Origin of the sequence: Methylobacterium sp. ME121, assembly GCF_000974725.1 — a bacterium.
Lineage (GTDB): Bacteria > Pseudomonadota > Alphaproteobacteria > Rhizobiales > Beijerinckiaceae > Methylobacterium > Methylobacterium radiotolerans.
The window spans coordinates 17,221-37,635 of sequence record NZ_BBUX01000014.1 but is presented as its reverse complement, the minus strand read 5'-3'; the positions used below and the strand labels follow the sequence as shown (position 1 = coordinate 37,635).

Genomic DNA, 20,415 nt, shown 5'->3' with positions numbered 1-20,415 from the left:
GCGGCGGCGAGTCCGGCCGGGTCATTCAGGCCCGGCGCAGGCGCAGGCCGAACAGGTGCAGCAGGCCCGCCAGCAGGCCGCCGTAGACCAGGGCACCGGCGAGTCCCAGCACCGCCAGGACGACGAGGTCGCGCCCGTGCGGGAGGGCCGGCACCAGCGCCTGGACGAGCCCCTGGCCGTAGACGGCGACCGCCGCCAGCCCGAGGCAGGCCAGCGCCACCCCGGCGACGGTGAGGCCGAGCGCGCGCCCCGGCGCCGTCCAGTCCCGGCGCTTGGCCAGGACGAGCAGCAGCAGCAGGTTCACCCATTGGGCGACCGCGGTGGCGAGCGCGAGGCCGGTCACGCCGTAGGGGCCGGTGAGCCACAGCTTCAGGGCGACGTTGACGCCGATCGCGGTCAGCGAGGCCCAGAGCGGCGTCTTGGTGTCCTGGCGGGCGTAGAAGCTCGCCACGGCGCTGCGCACCAGCACGACCGCCGGCAGGGCGAAGCCGTAGGCCGCCAGCACCGAGGCCGCCCGCGCCGTGTCCTCGGCGCTGAAGGCGCCGCGCTGGAACAGCGCCGCCATGATCAGGCCCGGGATGGTCAGGAACGCGACGGTGAACGGCGCCGAGAGGGCCAGGGAGAAGCCCGCGGCCCGGTTCTGCGCCGCGTGGGCGCCCGCCACGTCGCCGGCCGCGATCCGGCGGCTCATCTCCGGCAGCAGCACCGTGCCGGCCGCGATGGCGATGACCCCGAAGGGCAGCTGGTAGAGCCGGTCGGCGTAGTAGAGCGCCGAGACCGCCCCGGTCGGCAGCCAGCTCGCGATGATCGTGTCGGCGAAGGCCGCGATCTGGAAGCCGGCCGAGCCGACCACCGCCGGCCCGAGCACGACGAAGAAGCGCTTGAGCGCGGGATCGAGGCGCGGCACCGCGAGGTCCGGCATCACGCGGACCCGGCGGCAGCCCCACCACAGCAGGCCGAACTGGAGCACGCCCGAGACCGCGACGCCCCAGGCGGCGGCGTAGGCCGCGTTCGGGAACAGGAAACTCACGCTCAAGGCCGCCAGCATGGCGAGGTTGAGCAGGACCGGGGCGCCCGCCGCCACGGCGAAGTGCCGGTGGGCGTTCAGGATGCCCGACAGCAGCGTCACCAGCGTCATGAACAGCAGGTACGGGAAGGTGATGCGGGTCAGCGCCACGGCGAGCTGGAAGCGCTCGCCATCCTCCGCGAAGCCCGGCGCCAGGGCGTGGACCACCCAGGGCATGGCCGGCAGGGCGAGGTTGAGCAGCACGAGCTGCACGATCAGCATCAGGGTGAAGACCCGGTCGGCGAAGCGGTGCGCCGCCCCGGGCTCGCCGGCCTCCGCGAGCCCGGCATAGGCCGGCACGAAGGCGGTGTTGAACGCGCCCTCGCCGAAGATCGCGCGGAAATGGTTCGGGAGCCGGAAGGCGACCACGAAGGCGTCGGCCAGGGGCCCGGCGCCCATGACGGCGGCCATCACCACGTCGCGGGCGAAGCCGGTGACGCGCGAGACCAGGGTCCAGCCGCCGACGGACAGGATGGAGCGGATCATCGGGCGGGGCGCTCGCCCAGCCCCTCGCCCCTCGGCGGGGGCGGGCGGGAGCACGGTCGAAGCGTCGCGCGTGTCGATCGAAAGGAAATGGCCGGACCCTTCCGCACCGGGTCATCCGGCGTCGGGCGCATCAAGAGCCGGTTTCGTGCGCCACCTCAAGGGTGCCGCGGACACAGGGACCGCGGCACCGGCGATACGCCTCAGCGGGTCGCCTCGGCGTACATCTTCTCCACGTGCTCCCAGTTCACGAGGTTCTCGATGAACGCCTTCAGGTAGTCGGGCCGGCGGTTCCGGTAGTCGATGTAGTAGGAGTGCTCCCACACGTCGACGCCGAGGATCGGCTGAGCGCCGTGGACCAGCGGGTTCTCGCCGTTCGGGGTCTTCATGATCGCGAGCTTGCCGTCCTTGACGGCGAGCCACGCCCAGCCCGAGCCGAACTGGCCGACGCCCGCCTGGATGAAGTCCGCCTTGAACTTCTCGGCGCCGCCGAGATCCTCGTCGATCTTCTTGGCGAGGGCGCCGGGGATCGCGCCGCCGCCGTTCGGCTTCATCCACTGCCAGAAGTGGATGTGGTTGTAGTGCTGGCCGGCGTTGTTGAAGAGCGGCTGATTCGTGTTGTAGGCGGCCTTGACGATCTCCTCGACGCTCTTGCCCTGGAGATCCGTGCCCTCAAGCAGCTTGTTGCCCGTGTCGACATAGGCCTTGTGGTGCTTGTCGTGGTGGAACTCGAGGGTCTCCTTCGACATGTACGGCCCCAGCGCGTCGTAGGCGTAGGGCAGTTCCGGCAGGGTGAAGGTCATCGCGTCTATCTCCGCTTAGCAGGGGGCGGCCTCGTCCCCGGCGGGGGCTCCCGAGTCGAGAGCCCGCTAGGTAAGTCGGTGGCCGCGGGACGGCAACGCCGTTCCGCCACGGCGGCGCGGGAAGTTCCGCCGCCCCGCTGATCCGGGCGCGGATCCGCGGGTCGGCCGGTCCGGGCATAGCCGGCGCAGATCCGGACTATTCCGGTTTCCCGAACATCTCGGCCCCGAGTTTTGCAATATGACGGCTAGGCCTTACTGTGCGGCACGCCTTGAGCGCCGGCCGTCAGCCGGCCCGTGTCAGAGAGTAACATGATCGCTGCGCTGTTCGCGCTCGCCGCCGCCATGATCATCGGGGGCTGCGCCGCCGTGATCCAGGGCTTCCCGTACGTGCGTCTGGAGAGCGGACTCGCGATGGTGATCGCGGGCTCGGTCGCGGCCTCGTCGGGCGCGGTGCTGCTCGGCCTCGGCGTCGTGGCGCTCGGTTTCCGGCGGGTGGAGCGGGCGTTCGGGCGCGCCCCGGCGGCCGGCGAGCGGCCGGTCCCCGCCGCGGCGCCGGCCCCGGCCCCCGTCGACGAGGCCCGGACCCGGCTGCCGCCGGTCCTGCCGGCGGCGCCCGCCTTCATCGTGCCCTCGGTGGTCGAGCCGTCCTTCGATCCCGAGCGGCCCCGGATCGAGCCGAGCCTGGAACTCCGCCCGGACGAGGCCCGCGCCCCCTTCCCGGAACTCGGCGCGGTCGAGTCCCCGAAGCCGGCCCCGGCCGAGCCGGCGCCCGTAGCCCCGCCCGTCCGCGTTCCGGAGGCGGATCGCCGGCCCGAGCCGGACGCGCCGACCGAGCGCGCGATCACGCCCGAGGACGACCTGTTCGCCGCCCCCGAGCCGCCTCCGCCCCCGCTGGAGGAGCCCGGGAAGGCCGCCGCGGAGGAGCCGCCGGCCCTGCGCCCGAGCCTCGACACGCCCCCCGAGCCCGAGCCGGCCCCGCAGGCCGCCCCGCGCACCGTGGTGGGGCGCTACGCCTCGGGCGGCAACACCTACGTGATGTTCGAGGACGGCTCGATCGAGGCAGAGACGCCGCAGGGCCGCTTCACCTTCGCGTCCCTCGACGAGCTGAAGGCCTTCGTGGACGGCGGCGGCGAGTCCGGGACCCGCGGCGCGGCCTGAACCCGCCCTGAGGGCGGCCGCGGCCTCACACCAGGGGGTTGAGGCTGTCGTTGCGCGGCGGGATCGGGGCCCGCATAGTCAGGGAGAAGCCCCCGGGGGCGTAGTCGGTGGTCACCTCGGCCTGGACCTGGGTGATCAGGACGCGCTGCAGCAGGCGCGAGCCGAAGCCCTGGCGGCTCGGCGGCGCGACCGGAGGGCCGCCGGTCTCGCGCCATGAGAACCGCAGGATCCCGGCCGGCCCCCCGGGCTCCAGGGACCATTCCACCGCCACCCGGCCGGTGCGGTTCGACAGGGCCCCGTACTTCGCCGCGTTGGTGGTGAGTTCGTGGATCGCCATGCCGATCGGCACCGCGATCTCGGACGGCAGGTCGATCGCCGGCCCGTCGAGGCTGATGCGGCCCTCGGCGCCGCCGTCCGGCACCACCTCCGCGTAGGGCTTCAGCTCGTTGCGCAGGAGGTTGGCCAGCGACGCCGTCTGCCACGTGTCCTCGGTGAGGACCGAGTGCGTGTGCGCCAGGGATTTGATGCGCCCGACGAACGCCTCGTAGAAGCTCTCGATGCTCGACGCCGTCCGCGCGGTGGAGCCCACGATGGCCTGGACCGTGGCCAGCGTGTTCTTCACCCGGTGGTGGAGCTCGCGGATCAGCAGGCTCTGGCGCTCCTCCGCGACCCGGCGGTCGGTCACGTCCGCGACGACGCCGATCAGGCGGCGGGGCAGGCGGCCGGGGGCGTCGCGCTCGAACCGGCCGGCCATGTCGATCGTGCGCCACACGCCGTCGGACTTGCGGCGGATCCGGCCGCTGATGTGCAGATCCCCGTCCTCCCGCAGCGCCTGGGAGATCGCCCGGCGGACGGCGGGGCGGTCGTCGGGGTGGAGGATGTCGTTGAGGAACTCGTTCTTGCCGATCGTGCCGTCCTCGGGCGCGTGCCCGAAGATCTCGTACATGTGCTCGTTCTCCCAGATCGCCTGGTCCTCGAGCATGTGCCACTCGAAGATGCCGAGCCGGGCGACCGTGGTGGCGACCCGCAGGCGCTGGTCGCGGGACAGGATCTCGTCCCGGGCCTCGACCCGCGTGGTGATGTCCTGGAGGATGCCGACCATACCGGCCGGCGTGCCGTCGGGGCCCGGCACGGCCTGCCCCCGGACCCGCAGGATCACGGTCCGCCCGGCCACCGTGGTGGCCGTGTCGAACTGATAGGGCTCGTCGGTCCCGTCCGCCTCGGCGATCAGCGCGCGCAGGCGCGCGAGTTCCGCCTGCGACAGGCCCGTCTTCAATTCCTCCCACGAGACGGACCGGCCCGGCGGCCGCCCGAGGATGCGGGCGGCGCGGCGCGACAGGGTGAGGAGGCCGGTCGCGCGGTCCCAGCGCCATTCCCCGAGCCCGGCGGCCGCCAGGGCCTCGCGGTTCGCCTCGGAATGGGCCGCCGCGTCCACGTCGACCGCCTCGACCACCAGGGTCCGGCCCGCGCGCCGGACCCGCACGTCGAGGGGTGCCCCGTCCGCCCGGCGCCAGACCTGGAGACCGTCCCGGAGGCCGTCGGGCCCCTCGTTCAGGAGTTCGGCGGCCGCGCGCCCGGACAGCGTGCCCGGCGGCCAGCCGACGAGATCGTGCAGGGCGCGGTTGGCGGCGACGATCCCCGCCCCGTCCGCCGACAGCACGGCGAGGCCGATCGCGGCCTCGTCGAAGCCGGCGCGAAACGGGTCCTCCGCCGCTGGGTCCTGCCCCACCCTCTCATTCACTCGGAAGAATCCTCGAACGTGCCGTGGCACGCTCCCGCCGGAGATGGCCCCCTCCCGCCACGATCCGGGACCGCGGCGGGCCCTGAGGATGGCGCCCGAGCGTGACCGTGGCAAGGCGTTCCGCTCCGCCTGCGGCGACCGGGCACCCGCGCGACCCGCCCGCGCGGGCCGTCACCGGGGGCGGCGGACGAATTCCAGGTAGGTGGGCCGGCGGCCCGCTTCCAGCGCCTTGGCCTCGTAGCGCGTGCCGGGCCAGCCCGGGAAAGGCCGCGTCCAGTCCCGCGCGTCCCGCGCCGTCCAGGCGAGGACCGGGCACCGCGCGGCCCGGACCAGCGTCCAGCCGGCATAGTCGTCGATGTCGCTGGCGAAGCGGAACAGGCCCCCGTCCTTCAGGACCCGGCCGATCTCGGCGAGGGAGGCGTCGGAGACGAACCGGCGCTTGCGCTGCCGCCGCTTGGGCCAGGGATCGGGATAGAGCAGGTAGACCCGGTCGAGGCAGGCATCCGGCAGGCGCGCCAGCAGGGCGGTCACGTCCTCGTCGCGGATGCGGACGTTGCGCAGCCCCTGCGCCTCGACGGCCGCCAGCAGCTTGACCACGCCGTTGACGAAGGGCTCGGCACCGATGATGCCGATATCCGGCCGCGCGGCCGCCTGGGCGGCGAGGTGCTCGCCGCCGCCGAAGCCGATCTCCAGCCAGAGCGCCTCGGGCGGCGCCGGCATGGCCGGGAACAGCGCGCGCGGATCGAGGATCGCCTCGCCCGGCGGCAGGTCGACCCGCAGGGCCGGCAGCAATTCGGCGAGCCGGCGCTCCTGCTGGCCGCGCAGGCGCTTGCCCTTGCGCCGCCCGAAGAAGGCGCGCTCCGGCTCCTCGGCCGGGTGCTCGGGGCGTCCAGGGGTGTCGGTGTCCACCGGCTCAGTCTACCTCGGAGATGCGACGCGGCCCGCGTCCCGGCGGGCCACGCGGAGCGTCGGCGGGACGCCGCGCCCGACGTGCCACGACCTGATGCGCACGCGCGGCACCCGCGCGCGGGCGCCATCGCGTCGGACGCGCCGCGGCGCCCAGCGCCGGATGCCGGATCGCGGGCGCCGCTGGTTTCCGGAACGGAACCGGGCGGCGCTCAGCGCACCGCCCGCCCCGCGTTCACGTCGCCCCGGCGCGCCGCCGATCTCCGGCCCGCGCCTCGGCCCGGGGCCGCGCGGAGGCCGCCCTCAGGCCAGCGCCGACTTCAGCTTGCCGGCGAGGTCGGTGCGCTCCCACGAGAAGCCGCCGTCGGCCTCGGGGGCGCGGCCGAAATGGCCGTAGGCCGAGGTGCGCGCGTAGATCGGCTTGTTCAGGCTGAGCGCCGTACGGATGCCGCGGGGCGACAGGTCCATGGCGTCCATCAGCACGGCCTCGAGCTTGGCCTCGTCGACCGTGCCGGTGCCGTGCAGGTCCACGTAGATCGAGAGCGGCTTCGAGACGCCGATCGCGTAGGCGAGCTGGATCGTGGCGCGGCTGGCGAGGCCCGCGGCCACCACGTTCTTGGCGAGGTAGCGCGCCGCGTAGGCCGCCGAGCGGTCGACCTTCGTCGGGTCCTTGCCGGAGAACGCGCCGCCGCCGTGCGGGGCCGCGCCGCCGTAGGTGTCGACGATGATCTTGCGGCCGGTGAGGCCGGCATCGCCGTCCGGGCCGCCGATCACGAACTTGCCGGTCGGGTTCACGTGCCAGACCGTGCCCTCGTTGACCCAGCCCTGCGGCAGCGCCTTCAGGATGTAGGGCTCGACGATGGCGCGCACGTCCGCGGAGTCGAGGGACTCGTCGAGGTGCTGGGTCGACAGGACGATCTGGGTGACCTCGACCGGGCGGCCGTTCTCGTAGCGGACCGTGACCTGGCTCTTGGCGTCGGGGCCGAGCTTGGCGGCGTCGCCCTGCCTCGCCTTGCGGGCGTCGGCGAGGTCCTTGAGGATCTTGTGGGCGTAGAAGATCGGCGCCGGCATCAGCTCGGGCGTCTCGTCGGCGGCGTAGCCGAACATGATGCCCTGGTCGCCCGCGCCCTCGTCCTTGTTGCCGGCCGCGTCCACGCCCTGGGCGATGTCGGCCGACTGGGCGTGCAGGTGGATCGCGACGTCGTTGTTCTTCCAGTGGAAGCCCGACTGCTCGTAGCCGATGTCCTTCACGGCCTCGCGGGTCAGGGCCTCGAGGTCCTTGAAGGTCACCGAATCGGGTCCGCGCACCTCGCCGGCGATGACGATGCGGTTGGTCGTGGCGAGCGTCTCGACGCCGAGCCGCGCCTCCGGCATCGCCGCGAGGTAGGCGTCGACCACGGTGTCCGAGATCCTGTCGCAGACCTTGTCGGGGTGTCCCTCGGACACGGACTCGCTGGTGAACAGGTAGTTGGAACGCGGCATCGGACGGCCTCGGCTGCAGAGGTACGCCGTCGCGATCGCGGCGTTTGACCCTTCATGGGGCCGGGGTTCTCGCACCCGACCGGGAGGCGGTCAAGATGGAGGAACGAACGGATCCGCTATAACGGACGAAGCGACCGGAAGAACGATCGAACCGGCCCGCGGGGATCGCCGCCGGCTCAGCCGCCGAGCTTGCTCTCGAGCGCCCGGATCGCGTCGGCCACGTCGCGGCGCGCCTCCTCGGAGAAGTTCTCGGTGATGTGGCGGCCCACGACTTCCGCCAACCCCTTCAACCCGGCTTCCGACAGGGTGGACTGCTCGCGCTCGCTGAAGCCCGGCGCGATGAAGTCATCGTTCCGGGGCATTCCTTTGAAGAAGTAATCCATCGGCACGCCGGTCATCCGCGAGAAGATATCGAGATGGACGGCGCTGATCCGGTTGGTACCCTTCTCGTATTTCTGGAGCTGAGCTGCAGACATACCGAAGCTCTGCGCGACGCGGCGCTGTGTGAGCGATGCCTTCCGGCGCTGCTCGGCGATGCGTTGCCCGACATAGACGTCGCGCTGATCGGTCTTCTGGCCCGCCATGAAGTGCTCGTCCACCCCCCGCCATGAATCCTGGCGGCAAAGCTTAGCGCGGCCCTCGGTACTTGTCACCGGCAGGCGCCCGACGTGGTGGACGATTTGCTCACGGCTCTGCAACCGCGAGATCTGCGAGATGAGACAACTTGGTGTCCCCGGCAGGGCTCGAACCTGCGACCCCAGGTTTCATACCACTTCGGCTTTCGCCGCCGCGTCCCGAAGGTCCGCGTTCGTGGCCTGGACTATCCCTTCACCGTGGGCCGGATTGCATCCGACCGTTAGGTGCCGCCCGTCTAGTCTCTACACCTTCCCGCAGAACGCCGGGGCGCCGCGCGGGCTTGGCTCGGGATCGGCAGAGCATCGGACGGCGGCGCGTCGATGCCGGAAGCTTTCCCCGACTTTGAGCGGATCCGCCGCGCGGTTTCCCGGCGCGACGCCCAATTGAAGCTTCTAGGAAACCTGTGCTCTGTCCAGCTGAGCTACGGAGACGACCGCGCGCTCCATAGCATTCTCGCCGGCCGAGGCCAACCGCGCCCGGTGGAGAGGCGCGGTGTCGGGGCCTGCGATCTCGGGGGAATCGATGCGCGGGAGCGCGGCGGTCATGCTGGCAGCCTCGCTGGCGGCCCTGATGGCGGCGTCGCTCGCCGCGGTGCCGATTCGTCCGGCACGCGCCGCGCCGGGGGCCGGCCCGTCCGACTGCGCGACCGGGCCGGCGCGCGACGAGGTCGTGGCCGGGATCGGGCCCCGGGGCGAGATCCGCCTGGTCTCGGGCCTCCGCGCGGTGTTGGACTCGCTGCGCTGGCCGGACGCGCCGGAGGCCGAAGCCGCGGCGCTGGCCTGGCTCGAGGCCCGGCGGGGCGCCCGCGTCACGGTGGTTCCCCGCGGGCAGCCCGACCGGTGGGATCGCGTGCGGGCCGATCTCCTGGCCGCGGAGGACGACGCGGACTTCGCGGGCGGCCTCATCGCGGCCGGGCTCGCCTACGCGGACGCGAACGAGGCCGATTCGCTCTGCCGGCCCGGCCTGCGCCTCGTGGAGGCGGCCGCCCGGGCGCGCGGACTCGGTCTCTGGAGCGTCGCGCTCCCGGCGGCGCGGGACGGTCCGGCGCTCCGGGCGCGGGCCGGGCGCTTCGTCGTCGCGGAGGGCCGGATCCGCCACGTCGGCGAGCGCGGCGCGCGCACCTATCTCGATTTCGCGGCCCGCGGCACGGACGGCCTCACGGTGACGGTATCGAAACGCACTTGGCGAATGATGCGCGCCCGTGGTTTGAGTGCGGCCTCGCTCGAAGGCCGGCGCGTGCGGGTGCGCGGCCTCCTGGAGGTCCGGCGCGGCCCGACCCTGGAGGTCGCCCTCGACGGGCTCGAGACGCTCGGGGAGACGGACCGGCCGGAGGCCGATTCGGACGGGGAACGGGGATTGCGGCGCTGATCGCGATGGGCGGGATCACGGGGCACATCATCGCGGGGCGGACCCGCGCGGCGGGCCGGCGCTCCCTCGGCGCGGCGGCTCTGGGCGGCCTCGCCCTGCTGCTCGGCGCCTGCGTCGCCGACCAGACCGAGGCGACCGTGCGGCCGGCCGTGGTGCGGGTGCCCGCGGAGGCGCCGCGCACCACCGGCCGCGAGCGCGCCGCGGATGCCGACCACCTCAAGCTCGTGGCCTCCTTCGGGGGCGAGGCCCGGGCCCCCAACGTCACGCGGATGCTGACCGAGGTGACCGACCGTCTCGTGAAGGCGAGCGACCGGCCCGACCAGGCCTACACGGTGACGCTCCTCGACTCGCCGGTGGTCAACGCCTTCGCGCTGCCGAACGGGCGGCTCTACGTCACCCGCGGCCTCGTGGCCCTGGCGAGCGACACCTCCGAGGTGGCGGCCGTGCTGGCGCACGAGATGGCCCACGTGACCCTCAACCACGCCACCGCCCGCAGCGAGCTCGAGCTGCGCTCGGCGCTCGTCAGCCGCGTCGTGGCCGACGTGCTGAACGACCCCGATACCGGCGCGCAGCTGCAGAGCCAGTCGCGCTTCGCGCTCGCCCGGTTCTCCCGCGAGCAGGAGCTGGAGGCCGACGCCACCGGCGTGCGCACCCTCGCCAAGGCCGGCTACGATCCGTTCGCGGCCGGGCGCTTCCTCGCCGCGCTCAACCGCTCGACGGGGCTGAAGTCCGGCAGCGCCGGCGCGCCCGACATGCTGGCGACCCACCCGGGCACGGCCGAGCGCATCAATCAGGTCACCCGGGCGGCCCGCCGCATCGGCGCGCCGGGCATCGGCACCGACGACCGCGCCGCCTACCTCGCGGCGGTGGACGGGCTCGCCTACGGCGACAACCCGCGCGACGGCGCGGTGCGCGGGCACCGCTTCATCCATCCCGGCCTCGGCATCGCCTTCGAGGTGCCGGAGGGCTTCACCCTGGAGAACACCCGCTCGGCAGTGCTCGGCACCACCCAGGACGGCGGCCGGCGCCTGCTGTTCGATCAGATCGAGGCGAAGGACGGCCAGCCCCTGGAGGCGGTGCTCAAGGCGAGCTGGAACGACGCCTTCGACCCGGCCGGCTTCGAGACCCGGGACGTCGCCGGCCACCCGGCGGCCTTCGCGCTGTCGCGGGGGAAGGAGTGGACCTTCCGCCTCGCGGCCATCCGGATCGGGGACTCGACCTACCGGATGATCATGGCCGCCAAGGGCGCCACCGACCCCGACCCGGCCTTCCGCCGCTGGACCGCGACCCTGGTCGCGGTCGCGCCCGACGAGGCGGTCCTGCGCCCCCTGCGGCTGCAGGTGGTCCAGGCCGCCTCGCCCAGCGCCGAGGACCTCGCCCGCCGCATGGCGGTGCCCGACCGGTCGCTCGACCGGTTCCTCGTCCTCAACGGGCTGGAGCGGGGCGCCGCGCTGGTGCCGGGACGCGGCTACAAGATCGTCGTGGAATAGCCGCCCTGCGCGCCCGCGCCTTGTGCCGGCGCGGGGCCCGGACATCCTGCCCGCGTCGTTCAGGGAGAGCGCGGTGATTCGATTCTTCTACAATCTCAGCCCCAACCCCATGAAGGTCGCCCTCTGCCTCGAGGAGATGGGGCTGCCCTACGAGCCGGTGCCGGTCGATACCCGCAAGGGCGAGCAGTTCGATCCGGCCTACACGGCCGTCAATCCGAACGGGAAGGTGCCGGCGATCGTCGACGGCGACGTGACCGTGTTCGATTCGAACGCGATCCTGATGTACCTGGCGGGCAAGACCGGCCGGTTCCTGCCGGAGGGCGAGCCCGTCCGCGGCGAGATGCTGTCCTGGCTGATGTTCGTGGCGACCGGCATCGGGCCGTTCTCCGGCCAGTGCGTGCATTTCCGCCACTTCGCGCAGGACGGGGGTGCCTACGCCACCGAGCGCTACACCTTCGAGGCGCGCCGGCACTGGGGCATCCTCGACCAGCGCCTCGCCAACCGCACCTACGTGCTGGGCGACACCTACACGATCGTCGACATGGCGGTCTGGGGCTGGGCCCGGATGGTGCCCTTCATCCTCGGCGAGGGCGCCTTCGAGGACCTGCCCAACGTCAAGCGCCACCTCGACGCGCTCAACGCGCGGCCGGCCGCCCAGGCCGCCGAGGCGCTGAAGGGCCGCCACGCCTTCAAGGCGGAGATGGACGCCGAGGCGCGGAGCTTCATGTTCCGCGCCGTGCAGGGCGCCGCCTGACACCGCCGCGGACCGGTCCCGCGCCTCAGGGCGCGGGGGCGGTCACCGTGAGCATCGGCAGGGTGACGGAGAGCGTTCCGGCCGGTGCATGTCCGGTGCCGAGCCCGGTGCCGAGTGTCAGGCAGGCGCCGAGCCCGAGACAGAGGGCGAGACCGAGAAGCGAGGTCTCGAAGCCGCGATAAACCCATTCCATGACGGTCCCCTTTCGCGAGGCAACCGCAGGATGCGCGCATCGCGTTAAGGGATCGGTGCGCCAGCGCGCATGATCTCACAGTCCGGAGGCGACGAGGGCCGCGCCCGCCGCGATCAGCGCGACCCCGGCCCAGGCGGCGAGGCTGAGGGTCTCGCCGAGCAGGGTGGCGCCGAGGATCGCCACCAGCACGACGCTGAGCTTGTCGAGCGGCGCGACGCGGGCGGCGTCGCCCAGCGACAGGGCGCGGAAGTAGCAGAGCCACGACGCCCCGGTGGCGAGCCCCGACAGGATGAGGAAGGCGAGGCTCCGGCCGGTGACCTGCGCGAGGCCGCCCGCCTGCCCGGAGACGACCACGATCGCGCCCGCGAAGGCCAGGATGACCGCGGTGCGCACGAAGGTCGCGACGTCCGACGGCACGCCCGCGACCCCGACCTTGGCGAGGATCGCGGTCAGCGCCGCGAAGCCGGCGGCGGCGAGCGCCCAGAAGCGCCAGGATTCCAGCAGGGGGCTCACCGCGATCCCGTGTCGGTTCTCAGGGCAGCGCGCGGGCGCATCACCGTCCTCGCGCGCGGAGCGATTCAGCGCGGCGGAGCGCCCGCGTCCGACTCCTTGCCGAACCGTCAATGTTTCCTGTGAAACATTCGCCGCTCACAGGAGCTTGTCGACGGTGATCGGCAGGTCGCGCACCCGCCTGCCGGTGGCGTGGAAGACCGCGTTGGCGATCGCCGCCGCGGTGCCGACGATGCCGATCTCGCCGAGCCCCTTCACGCCCAGCGGGTTCGCCTTGTCCTCCTCCTCCACGAAGATCACGTCGATGTCGTAGATGTCGGCGTGGACGGGCACGTGGTACTCGCCGAGATTGTGGTTCATGAACCGGCCGATGCGGTGGTCGAGCATCGACTCCTCCTCGAGCGCCGAGCCGATCCCCATCACCACGCCGCCGAGGATCTGGCTGCGCGCCGTCTTCGGGTTCAGCACCTTGCCGGCCGCGATCGCCGAGACGATGCGGGTGACCCGGACCTGGCCCAGCTCCTCGTCGACCTTCACCTCGGCGAAGATCGCCGAGTGGGTGTAGGCTTCGTATTTCTGATTGAAGTCCTTGTCGGGCCCGGCCTCCTCGACGGCCTCGACCTTGTCGACGCCGGCCGCCTGCAGGACATCCACCAGCGCGACGCTGCGGCCCGGGTCGCCCGCGACCGCGATGCGGCCGTCCGCGAACACGGCCCGGTCGAAGTCGACGTTGGCGAGCGGCGAGTTCTCCATGGCGCGGGCGAGCTTGAACACCTGCGCGCCGACGTTGCGGCAGGCCTTCATCACGGCGGTGCCCGAGGAGGCGGCGGTCCACGAGCCGCCGGCGACCGGGGCCTCCGGCAGGCGGGTGTCGCCGAGCTTGGTCGTCACCGCGTCCATCGGCAGGCCGAGCGTGTCGGCCGCGATCTGCGTCAGGATCGTGTAGGTGCCGGTGCCGATGTCGCCGGTGGAGTTGCCGACCGTCAGGCGGCCGTCCGGCGTCAGGGTCGCGATGGCGCTCGACTGCATCATCATCGATTCCCAGATGCCGGTGGCCACCCCCCAGCCGACGAGTTCCCGGCCGTCGCGCATGGAGCGGGGCTCGGGGCTGCGCCTCGCCCAGCCGAACCGCTCGGCGCCCTGCCGGAAGCAGCTCTTCAGCTCCTTCGAGCCGAACGGCTTGCCCTCGGCGGTGGCGTCGGACTCGGCGTAGTTCTTCAGCCGCAGGTCGATCGGGTCGAGCCCGGTCGCGTAGGCGAGTTCGTCCATCGCGGTCTCGATCGCGAAGACGCCGGTCACCGCGCCGGGCGCGCGCATGTCGCCGGGCGTCGGCGTGTCGAGCTTCACCAGCCGGTAGCCGAGGGCGACGTTGTCGCACCGGTAGAGGACACCCGACCAGTTGACGACGACCTCCTGGTAATCCTCGTACTGCGAGGTGCCCTGGACCGCGTCGTGGCGGAGGGCCGTCAGCGTCCCGTCCGGCGCGGCACCGAGCGCGATCGTCTGCAGCGCCTCGGACCGGTAGGTGAAGCTCCACAACTGGTCGCGGGTCAGGGTCACGCGCACGGAGCGCTTCAGCTCCTGGGCGGCCAGCATCGCCAGGAACAGCTGGTACTGCGGGCGCAGGCCCGAGCCGAAGCCGCCGCCGAGATAGGGGTTGAGCACCCGCACCTGATCGGGCTTCAGGCCGAAGACGTTGGTGAGGTACTGGTGGCTGTTCGAGACGCCCTGGATCTTGTCGTAGACCGTGTAGGTGCCGTCCTGCTCGACCACCACGGTGGAGGCGTGCGGCTCCATCGGGTTGTGGTGCTCGTCGGCGAGGCTGTAGGCGCCCTGCACGCGGACCGGCGCGCTGCCGAACGCCGTGTCGGCGTCGCCCCAGGGCTCCGGCGGCGGCTTGATGCCCGTGCGCTTGTAGGGCGGGTCGTAGGCGGTGCCGCGCAGGGCCTCCAGGTCGGTCCCGGGCTCCTCCATCGCGTAGCTCACGCGGACGAGGGACGCGGCGTAGCGCGCCGTCTCGAAATCCTCCGCCACCACCAGGGCGACCGGCTGACCGCTGAACACGATCAGGTCGTCGTAGAGGGCGCGGAACGGCGAGCCGGGGGGCGCCACCTGGTCCTGGAAGTTCTTGTCCCGCCACGCGGTGCGCGGCCGGTTCTCGTGGGTGAGCACCGTGAGGACGCCCGGCACCGCCTCGGCCTCGGCGGAGTCGATGCCGGTGATCCGGCCCTTGGCGATCGAACTCGACACCACGAAGCCGTAGGCGAGGTCGGGCGCGGCGAACTCGCCCGCGTACTTGGCGAGGCCGGTGACCTTGGCGGGCCCGTCGATGCGGCTGCGCGGGCTGCCGACGAAGGTGTCGCGGCCGGTGGAGCTGAAGGTCTGGGGGCTGGAGGTGTGGGTCATGGCGGGACCTACTGGATGCGCTTGTCGCTGAGCGACTGGGGCGTGCCGGCGGCGGCCTGCTCGAGGCCGCGCACGATGGCCCGCCGGGCGAGATCGATCTTGAAGCCGTTCTCCGACTGGGGCTTGGCCTCCGCGACGATCAGGTCGGCCGCGGCCTGGAAGCTCTCGCGGGTCGCGGGCTTGCCCTCCAGCAGGGCCTCGGCCTCGCGGTTGCGCCAGGGCTTGTGGGCGACGCCGCCGAGCGCCAGCCGGGCGGTCTTCACCCGGTCGCCGTCGAGCTCCAGGGCCGCCGCCACCGAGACCAGCGCGAAGGCGTAGGACAGCCGGTCGCGCAGCTTCAGGTAGGTGTAGTGCTGCGGGAAGCGGCTCTCCGGCAGGTCGACCGACACGATGATCTCGCCGGGGGCGAGGTTCGTGTCCGTCTCAGGAGAGTCCCCCGGCAGGCGGTGGAACTCGGAGAACGGGATCGACCGGTCGCCCTGCGGCCCGCTCACCCGCACGGTGGCCTCCAGGGCGGCCAGCGCGATGCACATGTCGGAGGGGTGGGTGGCGATGCAGTGCTCGCTCGTCCCGAAGATCGCGTGGATGCGGTTCATCCCGCCGATCGCCGGGCAGCCGGAGCCCGGCGCGCGCTTGTTGCAGGGCGTGGCCACGTCGTAGAAATAGTAGCAGCGGGTCCGCTGAAGCAGGTTGCCGCCCGTGGAGGCGGCGTTGCGCAGCTGCGCCGAGGCGCCGGCCAGGATGGCGTTGCGCAGGAGCGGGTAGCGGGCCGCGACCTGATCGTCGTACGCCACCTTGGCGTTGGTCACGAGCGCCCCGATCCGGAGACCGTCCCCGTGCGCCTCGATCCGGTCGAGGGGCAGCTGGGTGATGTCGATCAGCCGGCCCGGCTTCTCGACCTCGTACTTCATCAGGTCGATCAGGTTGGTGCCGCCGGCGATGAAGCGCGCGCCCGCCCCGAAGGCCTGCACCGCCTCCGCCACCGTGCCGGCGCGGACGTAGTCGAAGCGGTTCATCGGGCGCCTCCCTGCATGACGTCCTCGATGGCGTCGACGATGTTGGTGTAGGCGCCGCAGCGGCAGATGTTGCCGCTCATCGCCTCGCGGATCTCGTCCCTTGTGCGGGCGTGGCCCTCGTTCATCAGGCCGACCGACGAGCAGAGCTGGCCCGGGGTGCAGTAGCCGCACTGGAAGGCGTCGTGCTCGATGAACGCCTCCTGGATCGGGTGAAGGGCGTTGCTGCCCGCCCGGTCGCCGAGGGCGGCGAGACCCTCGACCGTCGTGATCTCGGCGCCGTCCTTCATCACCGCCAGCGTCAGGCAGGAATTCACCCGGGTGCCGTTCACCAGCACCGTGCAGGCGCCGCACTGGCCGTGGTCGCAGCCCTTCTTGGTGCCGGTGAGGTCGAGCCGCTCGCGCAGCAGGTCGAGGAGGGTGGTCCACGGCGCGACCCGGAGTTCGCGCCGCTGCCCGTTGATCGTCAGCGTGATGCCGATCGGCGTGTCCGCCGACACCGGCGGCTGGGTCTCGAGTCGCATGATGTCGTCCACGGGCTGGGCCGGCCGGAGCCGGGCGGGAACGGATCGGCCGAAGCGGCAGCCGGGAGAGACGGGCGGGCGTCGGCCTGAGCTTTCGGTCGATAACCATTCCAATCTGCGCCTGTTCCGGCGCGCGCTCTCAACCCGTGAGCGATGGCGGCGCGCCGGCGGCCAGAAGTCCGTCCGCCGCACCGTCCGACGTTGCCGCCGTGGCCCCGCCTCGGCTAACCCTCGTGCGCGCGGAATTCCCGCAGAGTTCTCGCAGAGTCCACGCCGTACCCCGGAGCCCCCCGATGGCCGCGCTCGACGCGATCCTCAACGACATCGACACGGACCTGGAGAACGCCCTGGAGCGGCTGTTCGCCTTCCTGCGGATCCCGTCGATCTCCACCGATCCCGCCTATGCCGGCCCGTGCCGCGAGGCCGCCGCCTGGCTCGCCCAGGACCTGACCGCGCTCGGCTTCGAGACCTCCGTGGAGGAGACCTCGCTCCATCCGGTCGTGCTGGCGCACAAGCCGAAGCCCGGGGCGCCCCACGTCCTGTTCTACGGCCATTACGACGTGCAGCCCGTCGACCCGCTCGATCTCTGGACGACGCCGCCTTTCGAGCCGCGCATCGCCGAGGACGGCCGGGGCGGCAAGACGATCGTCGGGCGCGGCGCCTCCGACGACAAGGGTCAGGTGATGACCTTCGTGGAGGCCTGCCGGGCCACCATCGCCATGACCGGCGAGCTGCCCTGCGGCGTCACGATATTGATCGAGGGCGCCGAGGAGAGCGGCTCGCAGGGACTTCCCGAGTGGGTCGCGGCCAACCGCGAGAGACTCGGCTGCGACGTGGTCCTCGTCTGCGACACCGGCATGTGGGACCGGAAGACCCCGGCCATCACCTCGTCGCTGCGCGGGCTCGCCTATTTCGAGGTGAAGGTCACCTGCGCCGACCGCGACCTGCATTCGGGCTTCTTCGGCGGCGCGGCGCGCAACCCGATCCACGTTCTGTCGAAGATCATCGCCGACCTGCACGACGCGGACGGGCGGGTGACGATCCCGGGCTTCTACGAGGGCGTGCACGAGCGCCCGCCCGAGGTCCTGGAGCAGTGGCGCGGCCTCGGCCTGACGCCGGAGACGCTGCTCGGGCCGATCGGCCTCAAGGAGCCCGCGGGAGAGCGCGGCCGGATGCCGATCGAACTGGTGCAGTCGCGCCCCTCCTGCGACGCCAACGGCATCGTCGGCGGCTATACCGGCGAGGGCACCAAGACGGTGATCGCCTCCACCGCCTCCGCCAAGGTCTCGTTCCGCCTCGTGGACGACCAGGACCCGAAGCGGCTCGCCGAGAGCTTCGAGGCCTTCGTGCGCGCGCGGGTGCCGGCGGACTGCCAGGTCGAGGTCATCACCTACAAGGGCTCGCGGGCGATCAGCCTGCCCTTCGACATGCCGCAGCTCGGGGCCGCCAAGGCGGCGCTGCAGGACGAGTGGGGGGTGCCCGCGGTCACCGTCGGCGCGGGCGGCTCGATCCCGATCGTCGGCGACTTCAAGCGGATCCTGGGGCGCGACACCCTGCTGATCGGCTTCGGGCTCGACGACGACCGGATCCACTCGCCCAACGAGAAGTACGACCTGACGAGCTTCCACAAGGGCACGCGCTCCTGGGCGCGGATCCTCGCGGCCCTGGGCCAGGGCTGAGCCCGGCGGAGGGCCGATCTCAGCGGGCGGGCGCCGCCCGCATCTTCCCGTCGATCCAGGCCCAGAGCGCCCGGACCTCCTCGGCGGCCTGGCTGCCGGGGGCGAATTCCGTGACGCCGAGCCCGGTCGCCAGGGCGTCCTGGTGGTCGACCCGGTGGATGATCCCGGGCTCGGCCAGGACGCCCAGGGCGCGGAGCTGCGCCGCGTAGGCGCTGGTGCGCGGCGAGGGCGGCGGCGGGCACTGGTTCAGCACCAGGGCCAGCCGCTCCCGCAGGCCGAGGCCGACGAGCGCCTGGAGCGTCGGCCGGGCGGCCACGATGTCGAGCCGCGAGGGGCGGACCGGCATCAGGACGAAATCGGCGTCCTTCAGCGCGGGCGCGAGGCCGGAGGCGCTGCCGGCGGTGTCGAGGACGGCGAGCGTCGTGCCCTGCTCGGCGAGGATGCCGAGGATCTCCGAGAGCTGGCCCATCTCCCAGGGCTGGACCCGGTCGACCGCGACGGCGTCGCTCCCGCTCCTGCCGTCATTCTTGCGCAGGGCTCCCCATCCGGCCAGCGAGCCCTGCGGGTCGAGATCGAGCGCCGTCACCTGCTCGCCCGCCTCCGCGGCGGCGACGGCCAGGGAGGCCGCCAGGGTGGTCTTGCCCGTTCCACCCTTCTGCACGGCCAGGGCGAGGACCCGCAGCGGCCCGGCGGCGGGCCGGGGCGCGGTCTCCGGCGCCGGTTCGGATCCTTCGGGATCCATGCGTGTCCCACCTCTCCACATCGCCTGCCCGGGCCGCGGCCCGCGCGGCGCCGAATCGAACGCCCGGCCCGACCGTGCTTAGCGTGCCGCCGCGGGCCGGGGCCAGCGTCGCGCCCCGGCACCTGTGGACCGCCCGCAGGCGGCTCCCGATCGCCGGGCGCGCGGGTCTGCGCCGGGCTTCCGTCCAGATGCGGCGTCGGGGGATCGGGCACCGGGCCCGCGCGTTGGGCCGGCACCCCCACGGGTTGAGCGGCGCGCCAAGGCCCTCGCCCCGACAAGCTCCGCGACAGGATCCCCATGCGCCTCAATCGCCGCCGCCTGCTCGGAACGGGTCTCGCGGCCCTCGCCGCCCCCGCGGCGCGCGCCGCGGCGCCGTCGCCCCCGACGAGCCGGCCGGTGGGGACGCTGGAGCTCGCCGTCGCGGCGGACGCGCCCTCGACCCCCACGGGGCTCGCCATCGCCCGGGGCGGCCGGATCTTCGTGATGATGCCGCGCTTCACCGGCGCCGAGCCGATCACCCTCGGCGAGGTGCTGCCCGACGGGTCGGTGAAGCCCTACCCGGACGCGGCGACCAACCGCCCGGATCCGGGGGCGCCGCAGGCGTCGCTGTTCCACGTCCCCAACGGCGTCTTCGACCGCCACGACACCCTCTGGGTGCTCGATGCCGGTCTGCCGGAGGGCAAGGGCCGGCCGGTGCCGGGCGGCGCGAAGATCCTGGCGATCGATATCGGCCGGAACAGCATCCGCCGGACGATCCCCCTCGACGCGGGCGTGGTTCCGGATTCCTCCCTGAACGACCTGCGGGTCGACGTGCGCGACGGCCGCGCGCTGGCCTACGTCACCGACCAGGGCCAGACCGGCGCGGGCGCGATCCTGGCGGTCGACCTCGACAGCGGGCGGGTGGTGCGGCGCCTCGCGGACCATGCCAGCACGCGATCCGAGGAGGGCCTGGTCAAGTTCGTGGAGCGCCGCCCCGTGATGGAGCGGAAGGGCGACGCGCCCGAGAAGAGCCCGAAGGGCGGCGCCAACGGCATCGCGATCAGCCCGGACGGCGGCCGCCTCTACTACGCGCCGCTGATGAGCCGGCGGCTCTACGCGGTCGAGACCGCGGCCCTGCGCGACCCGGACGTCCCGGACGCGGCCGTGGCCGCCGCGGTCCGGGATCTCGGCGAGAAGGGCATGACCGGGGGACTGACGACCGATTCCGAGGACCGGGTCTATCTCAGCCTGCAGGAGCACAACGCGGTCGGCCGGCGCCTGCCGGACGGCACCGTGGAGGTGCTGGCCGCCGACGACCGGCTGGTCTGGGCCGACACCTTCTGGATCACCCCGGACCGTTGGCTCTATATCTCGGCGGCCCAGGTCAACCGGCGGCCGGAATTCAACCGCGGCCGGGACCTGCAGCAGCCGCCCTACGCGATCCTGCGCATGCGCATCGACGCGGACCCAGTCCTGTAGCGG

At 72.8% G+C, this 20,415-nt stretch carries 18 protein-coding genes; 6 read left to right on the top strand and 12 right to left on the bottom strand.

Annotated features, from left to right (window positions below):
* Positions 1 to 25 precede the first annotated feature (25 nt).
* Together murJ and ME121_RS12020 are read right to left on the bottom strand one after the other, a co-directional pair.
* On the bottom strand, positions 26 to 1,552 hold the full coding sequence (gene murJ, locus ME121_RS12025) for a murein biosynthesis integral membrane protein MurJ (RefSeq protein ID WP_012321417.1): 1,527 nt from the start codon (positions 1,550 to 1,552) through the stop codon (positions 26 to 28).
* Positions 1,553 to 1,752: 200 nt separating this feature from the next.
* Positions 1,753 to 2,352: a superoxide dismutase gene (locus tag ME121_RS12020; RefSeq protein ID WP_012321416.1), complete on the bottom strand. Its 600-nt coding sequence runs from the start codon at positions 2,350 to 2,352 to the stop codon at positions 1,753 to 1,755.
* Positions 2,353 to 2,661: 309 nt separating this feature from the next.
* Here ME121_RS12020 and ME121_RS12015 point away from each other — a divergent pair, with 309 nt between their 5' ends.
* A complete protein-coding gene (locus tag ME121_RS12015; protein WP_024828762.1) occupies positions 2,662 to 3,510 on the top strand; it encodes a hypothetical protein in 849 nt (282 codons plus the stop codon).
* Between the two features lie 25 nt (positions 3,511 to 3,535).
* On the opposite strand, the gene ME121_RS12010 is transcribed toward ME121_RS12015, so the two are convergent.
* The 4 genes from ME121_RS12010 to ME121_RS11995 all read right to left on the bottom strand — a co-directional run bounded on the left by ME121_RS12010 (position 3,536) and on the right by ME121_RS11995 (position 8,223).
* A complete protein-coding gene (locus tag ME121_RS12010) occupies positions 3,536 to 5,251 on the bottom strand; it encodes an HWE histidine kinase domain-containing protein (protein WP_059408902.1) in 1,716 nt (571 codons plus the stop codon).
* 171 nt (positions 5,252 to 5,422) lie between these two features.
* A complete protein-coding gene (gene trmB / locus ME121_RS12005; RefSeq protein WP_024828763.1) occupies positions 5,423 to 6,160 on the bottom strand; it encodes a tRNA (guanine(46)-N(7))-methyltransferase TrmB in 738 nt (245 codons plus the stop codon).
* Between the two features lie 300 nt (positions 6,161 to 6,460).
* On the bottom strand, positions 6,461 to 7,639 hold the full coding sequence (gene metK / locus ME121_RS12000) for a methionine adenosyltransferase (RefSeq protein WP_012321412.1): 1,179 nt from the start codon (positions 7,637 to 7,639) through the stop codon (positions 6,461 to 6,463).
* Between the two features lie 176 nt (positions 7,640 to 7,815).
* On the bottom strand, positions 7,816 to 8,223 hold the full coding sequence (locus ME121_RS11995) for a helix-turn-helix domain-containing protein (protein ID WP_012321411.1): 408 nt from the start codon (positions 8,221 to 8,223) through the stop codon (positions 7,816 to 7,818).
* Positions 8,224 to 8,818: 595 nt separating this feature from the next.
* On the opposite strand from ME121_RS11995, the gene ME121_RS11990 reads away from it, so the two are divergent.
* The 3 genes from ME121_RS11990 (at position 8,819) to ME121_RS11980 (ending at position 11,887) form a co-directional block, all read left to right on the top strand.
* Positions 8,819 to 9,643 (top strand): thermonuclease family protein, encoded by an 825-nt coding sequence (locus tag ME121_RS11990; RefSeq protein WP_089231049.1) that lies wholly within the window; start codon positions 8,819 to 8,821, stop codon positions 9,641 to 9,643.
* A 5-nt stretch (positions 9,644 to 9,648) separates the two neighbouring features.
* Positions 9,649 to 11,133, top strand: coding sequence for a M48 family metalloprotease (locus ME121_RS11985; RefSeq protein WP_059408900.1), 1,485 nt, complete (start codon positions 9,649 to 9,651; stop codon positions 11,131 to 11,133).
* Positions 11,134 to 11,206: 73 nt separating this feature from the next.
* Positions 11,207 to 11,887 (top strand): glutathione S-transferase family protein, encoded by a 681-nt coding sequence (locus ME121_RS11980; RefSeq protein WP_043074613.1) that lies wholly within the window; start codon positions 11,207 to 11,209, stop codon positions 11,885 to 11,887.
* A 25-nt stretch (positions 11,888 to 11,912) separates the two neighbouring features.
* Here the strand turns inward: ME121_RS11980 and ME121_RS33575 are convergent, their stop codons facing one another.
* The 5 genes from ME121_RS33575 to ME121_RS11960 form a co-directional block, all read right to left on the bottom strand.
* Positions 11,913 to 12,080, bottom strand: coding sequence for a hypothetical protein (locus tag ME121_RS33575; protein ID WP_012321407.1), 168 nt, complete (start codon positions 12,078 to 12,080; stop codon positions 11,913 to 11,915).
* A 75-nt stretch (positions 12,081 to 12,155) separates the two neighbouring features.
* On the bottom strand, positions 12,156 to 12,593 hold the full coding sequence (locus tag ME121_RS11975; RefSeq protein ID WP_059408899.1) for an EamA family transporter: 438 nt from the start codon (positions 12,591 to 12,593) through the stop codon (positions 12,156 to 12,158).
* 135 nt (positions 12,594 to 12,728) lie between these two features.
* Entirely contained in the window at positions 12,729 to 14,996 is a 2,268-nt protein-coding gene (locus tag ME121_RS11970) for a xanthine dehydrogenase family protein molybdopterin-binding subunit (RefSeq protein ID WP_012321405.1), read from the bottom strand.
* Between the two features lie 8 nt (positions 14,997 to 15,004).
* Positions 15,005 to 16,012: an FAD binding domain-containing protein gene (locus ME121_RS11965; RefSeq protein ID WP_012321404.1), complete on the bottom strand. Its 1,008-nt coding sequence runs from the start codon at positions 16,010 to 16,012 to the stop codon at positions 15,005 to 15,007.
* A complete protein-coding gene (locus tag ME121_RS11960; RefSeq protein WP_024828767.1) occupies positions 16,009 to 16,533 on the bottom strand; it encodes a (2Fe-2S)-binding protein in 525 nt (174 codons plus the stop codon). The genes ME121_RS11965 and ME121_RS11960 overlap by 4 nt, the downstream gene beginning before the upstream one ends.
* 293 nt (positions 16,534 to 16,826) lie before the next feature.
* Here ME121_RS11960 and ME121_RS11955 point away from each other — a divergent pair, with 293 nt between their 5' ends.
* Complete coding sequence (locus ME121_RS11955) at positions 16,827 to 18,212, top strand: M20/M25/M40 family metallo-hydrolase (RefSeq protein WP_058606267.1); 1,386 nt, start codon at positions 16,827 to 16,829, stop codon at positions 18,210 to 18,212.
* A 19-nt stretch (positions 18,213 to 18,231) separates the two neighbouring features.
* Here ME121_RS11955 and ME121_RS11950 read toward each other — a convergent pair whose 3' ends face one another.
* On the bottom strand, positions 18,232 to 18,954 hold the full coding sequence (locus ME121_RS11950; protein WP_012321401.1) for a nucleotide-binding protein: 723 nt from the start codon (positions 18,952 to 18,954) through the stop codon (positions 18,232 to 18,234).
* A 297-nt stretch (positions 18,955 to 19,251) separates the two neighbouring features.
* On the opposite strand from ME121_RS11950, the gene ME121_RS11945 reads away from it, so the two are divergent.
* Complete coding sequence (locus tag ME121_RS11945; protein WP_089231046.1) at positions 19,252 to 20,412, top strand: SMP-30/gluconolactonase/LRE family protein; 1,161 nt, start codon at positions 19,252 to 19,254, stop codon at positions 20,410 to 20,412.
* The last annotated feature ends 3 nt before the right edge of the window (positions 20,413 to 20,415 follow it).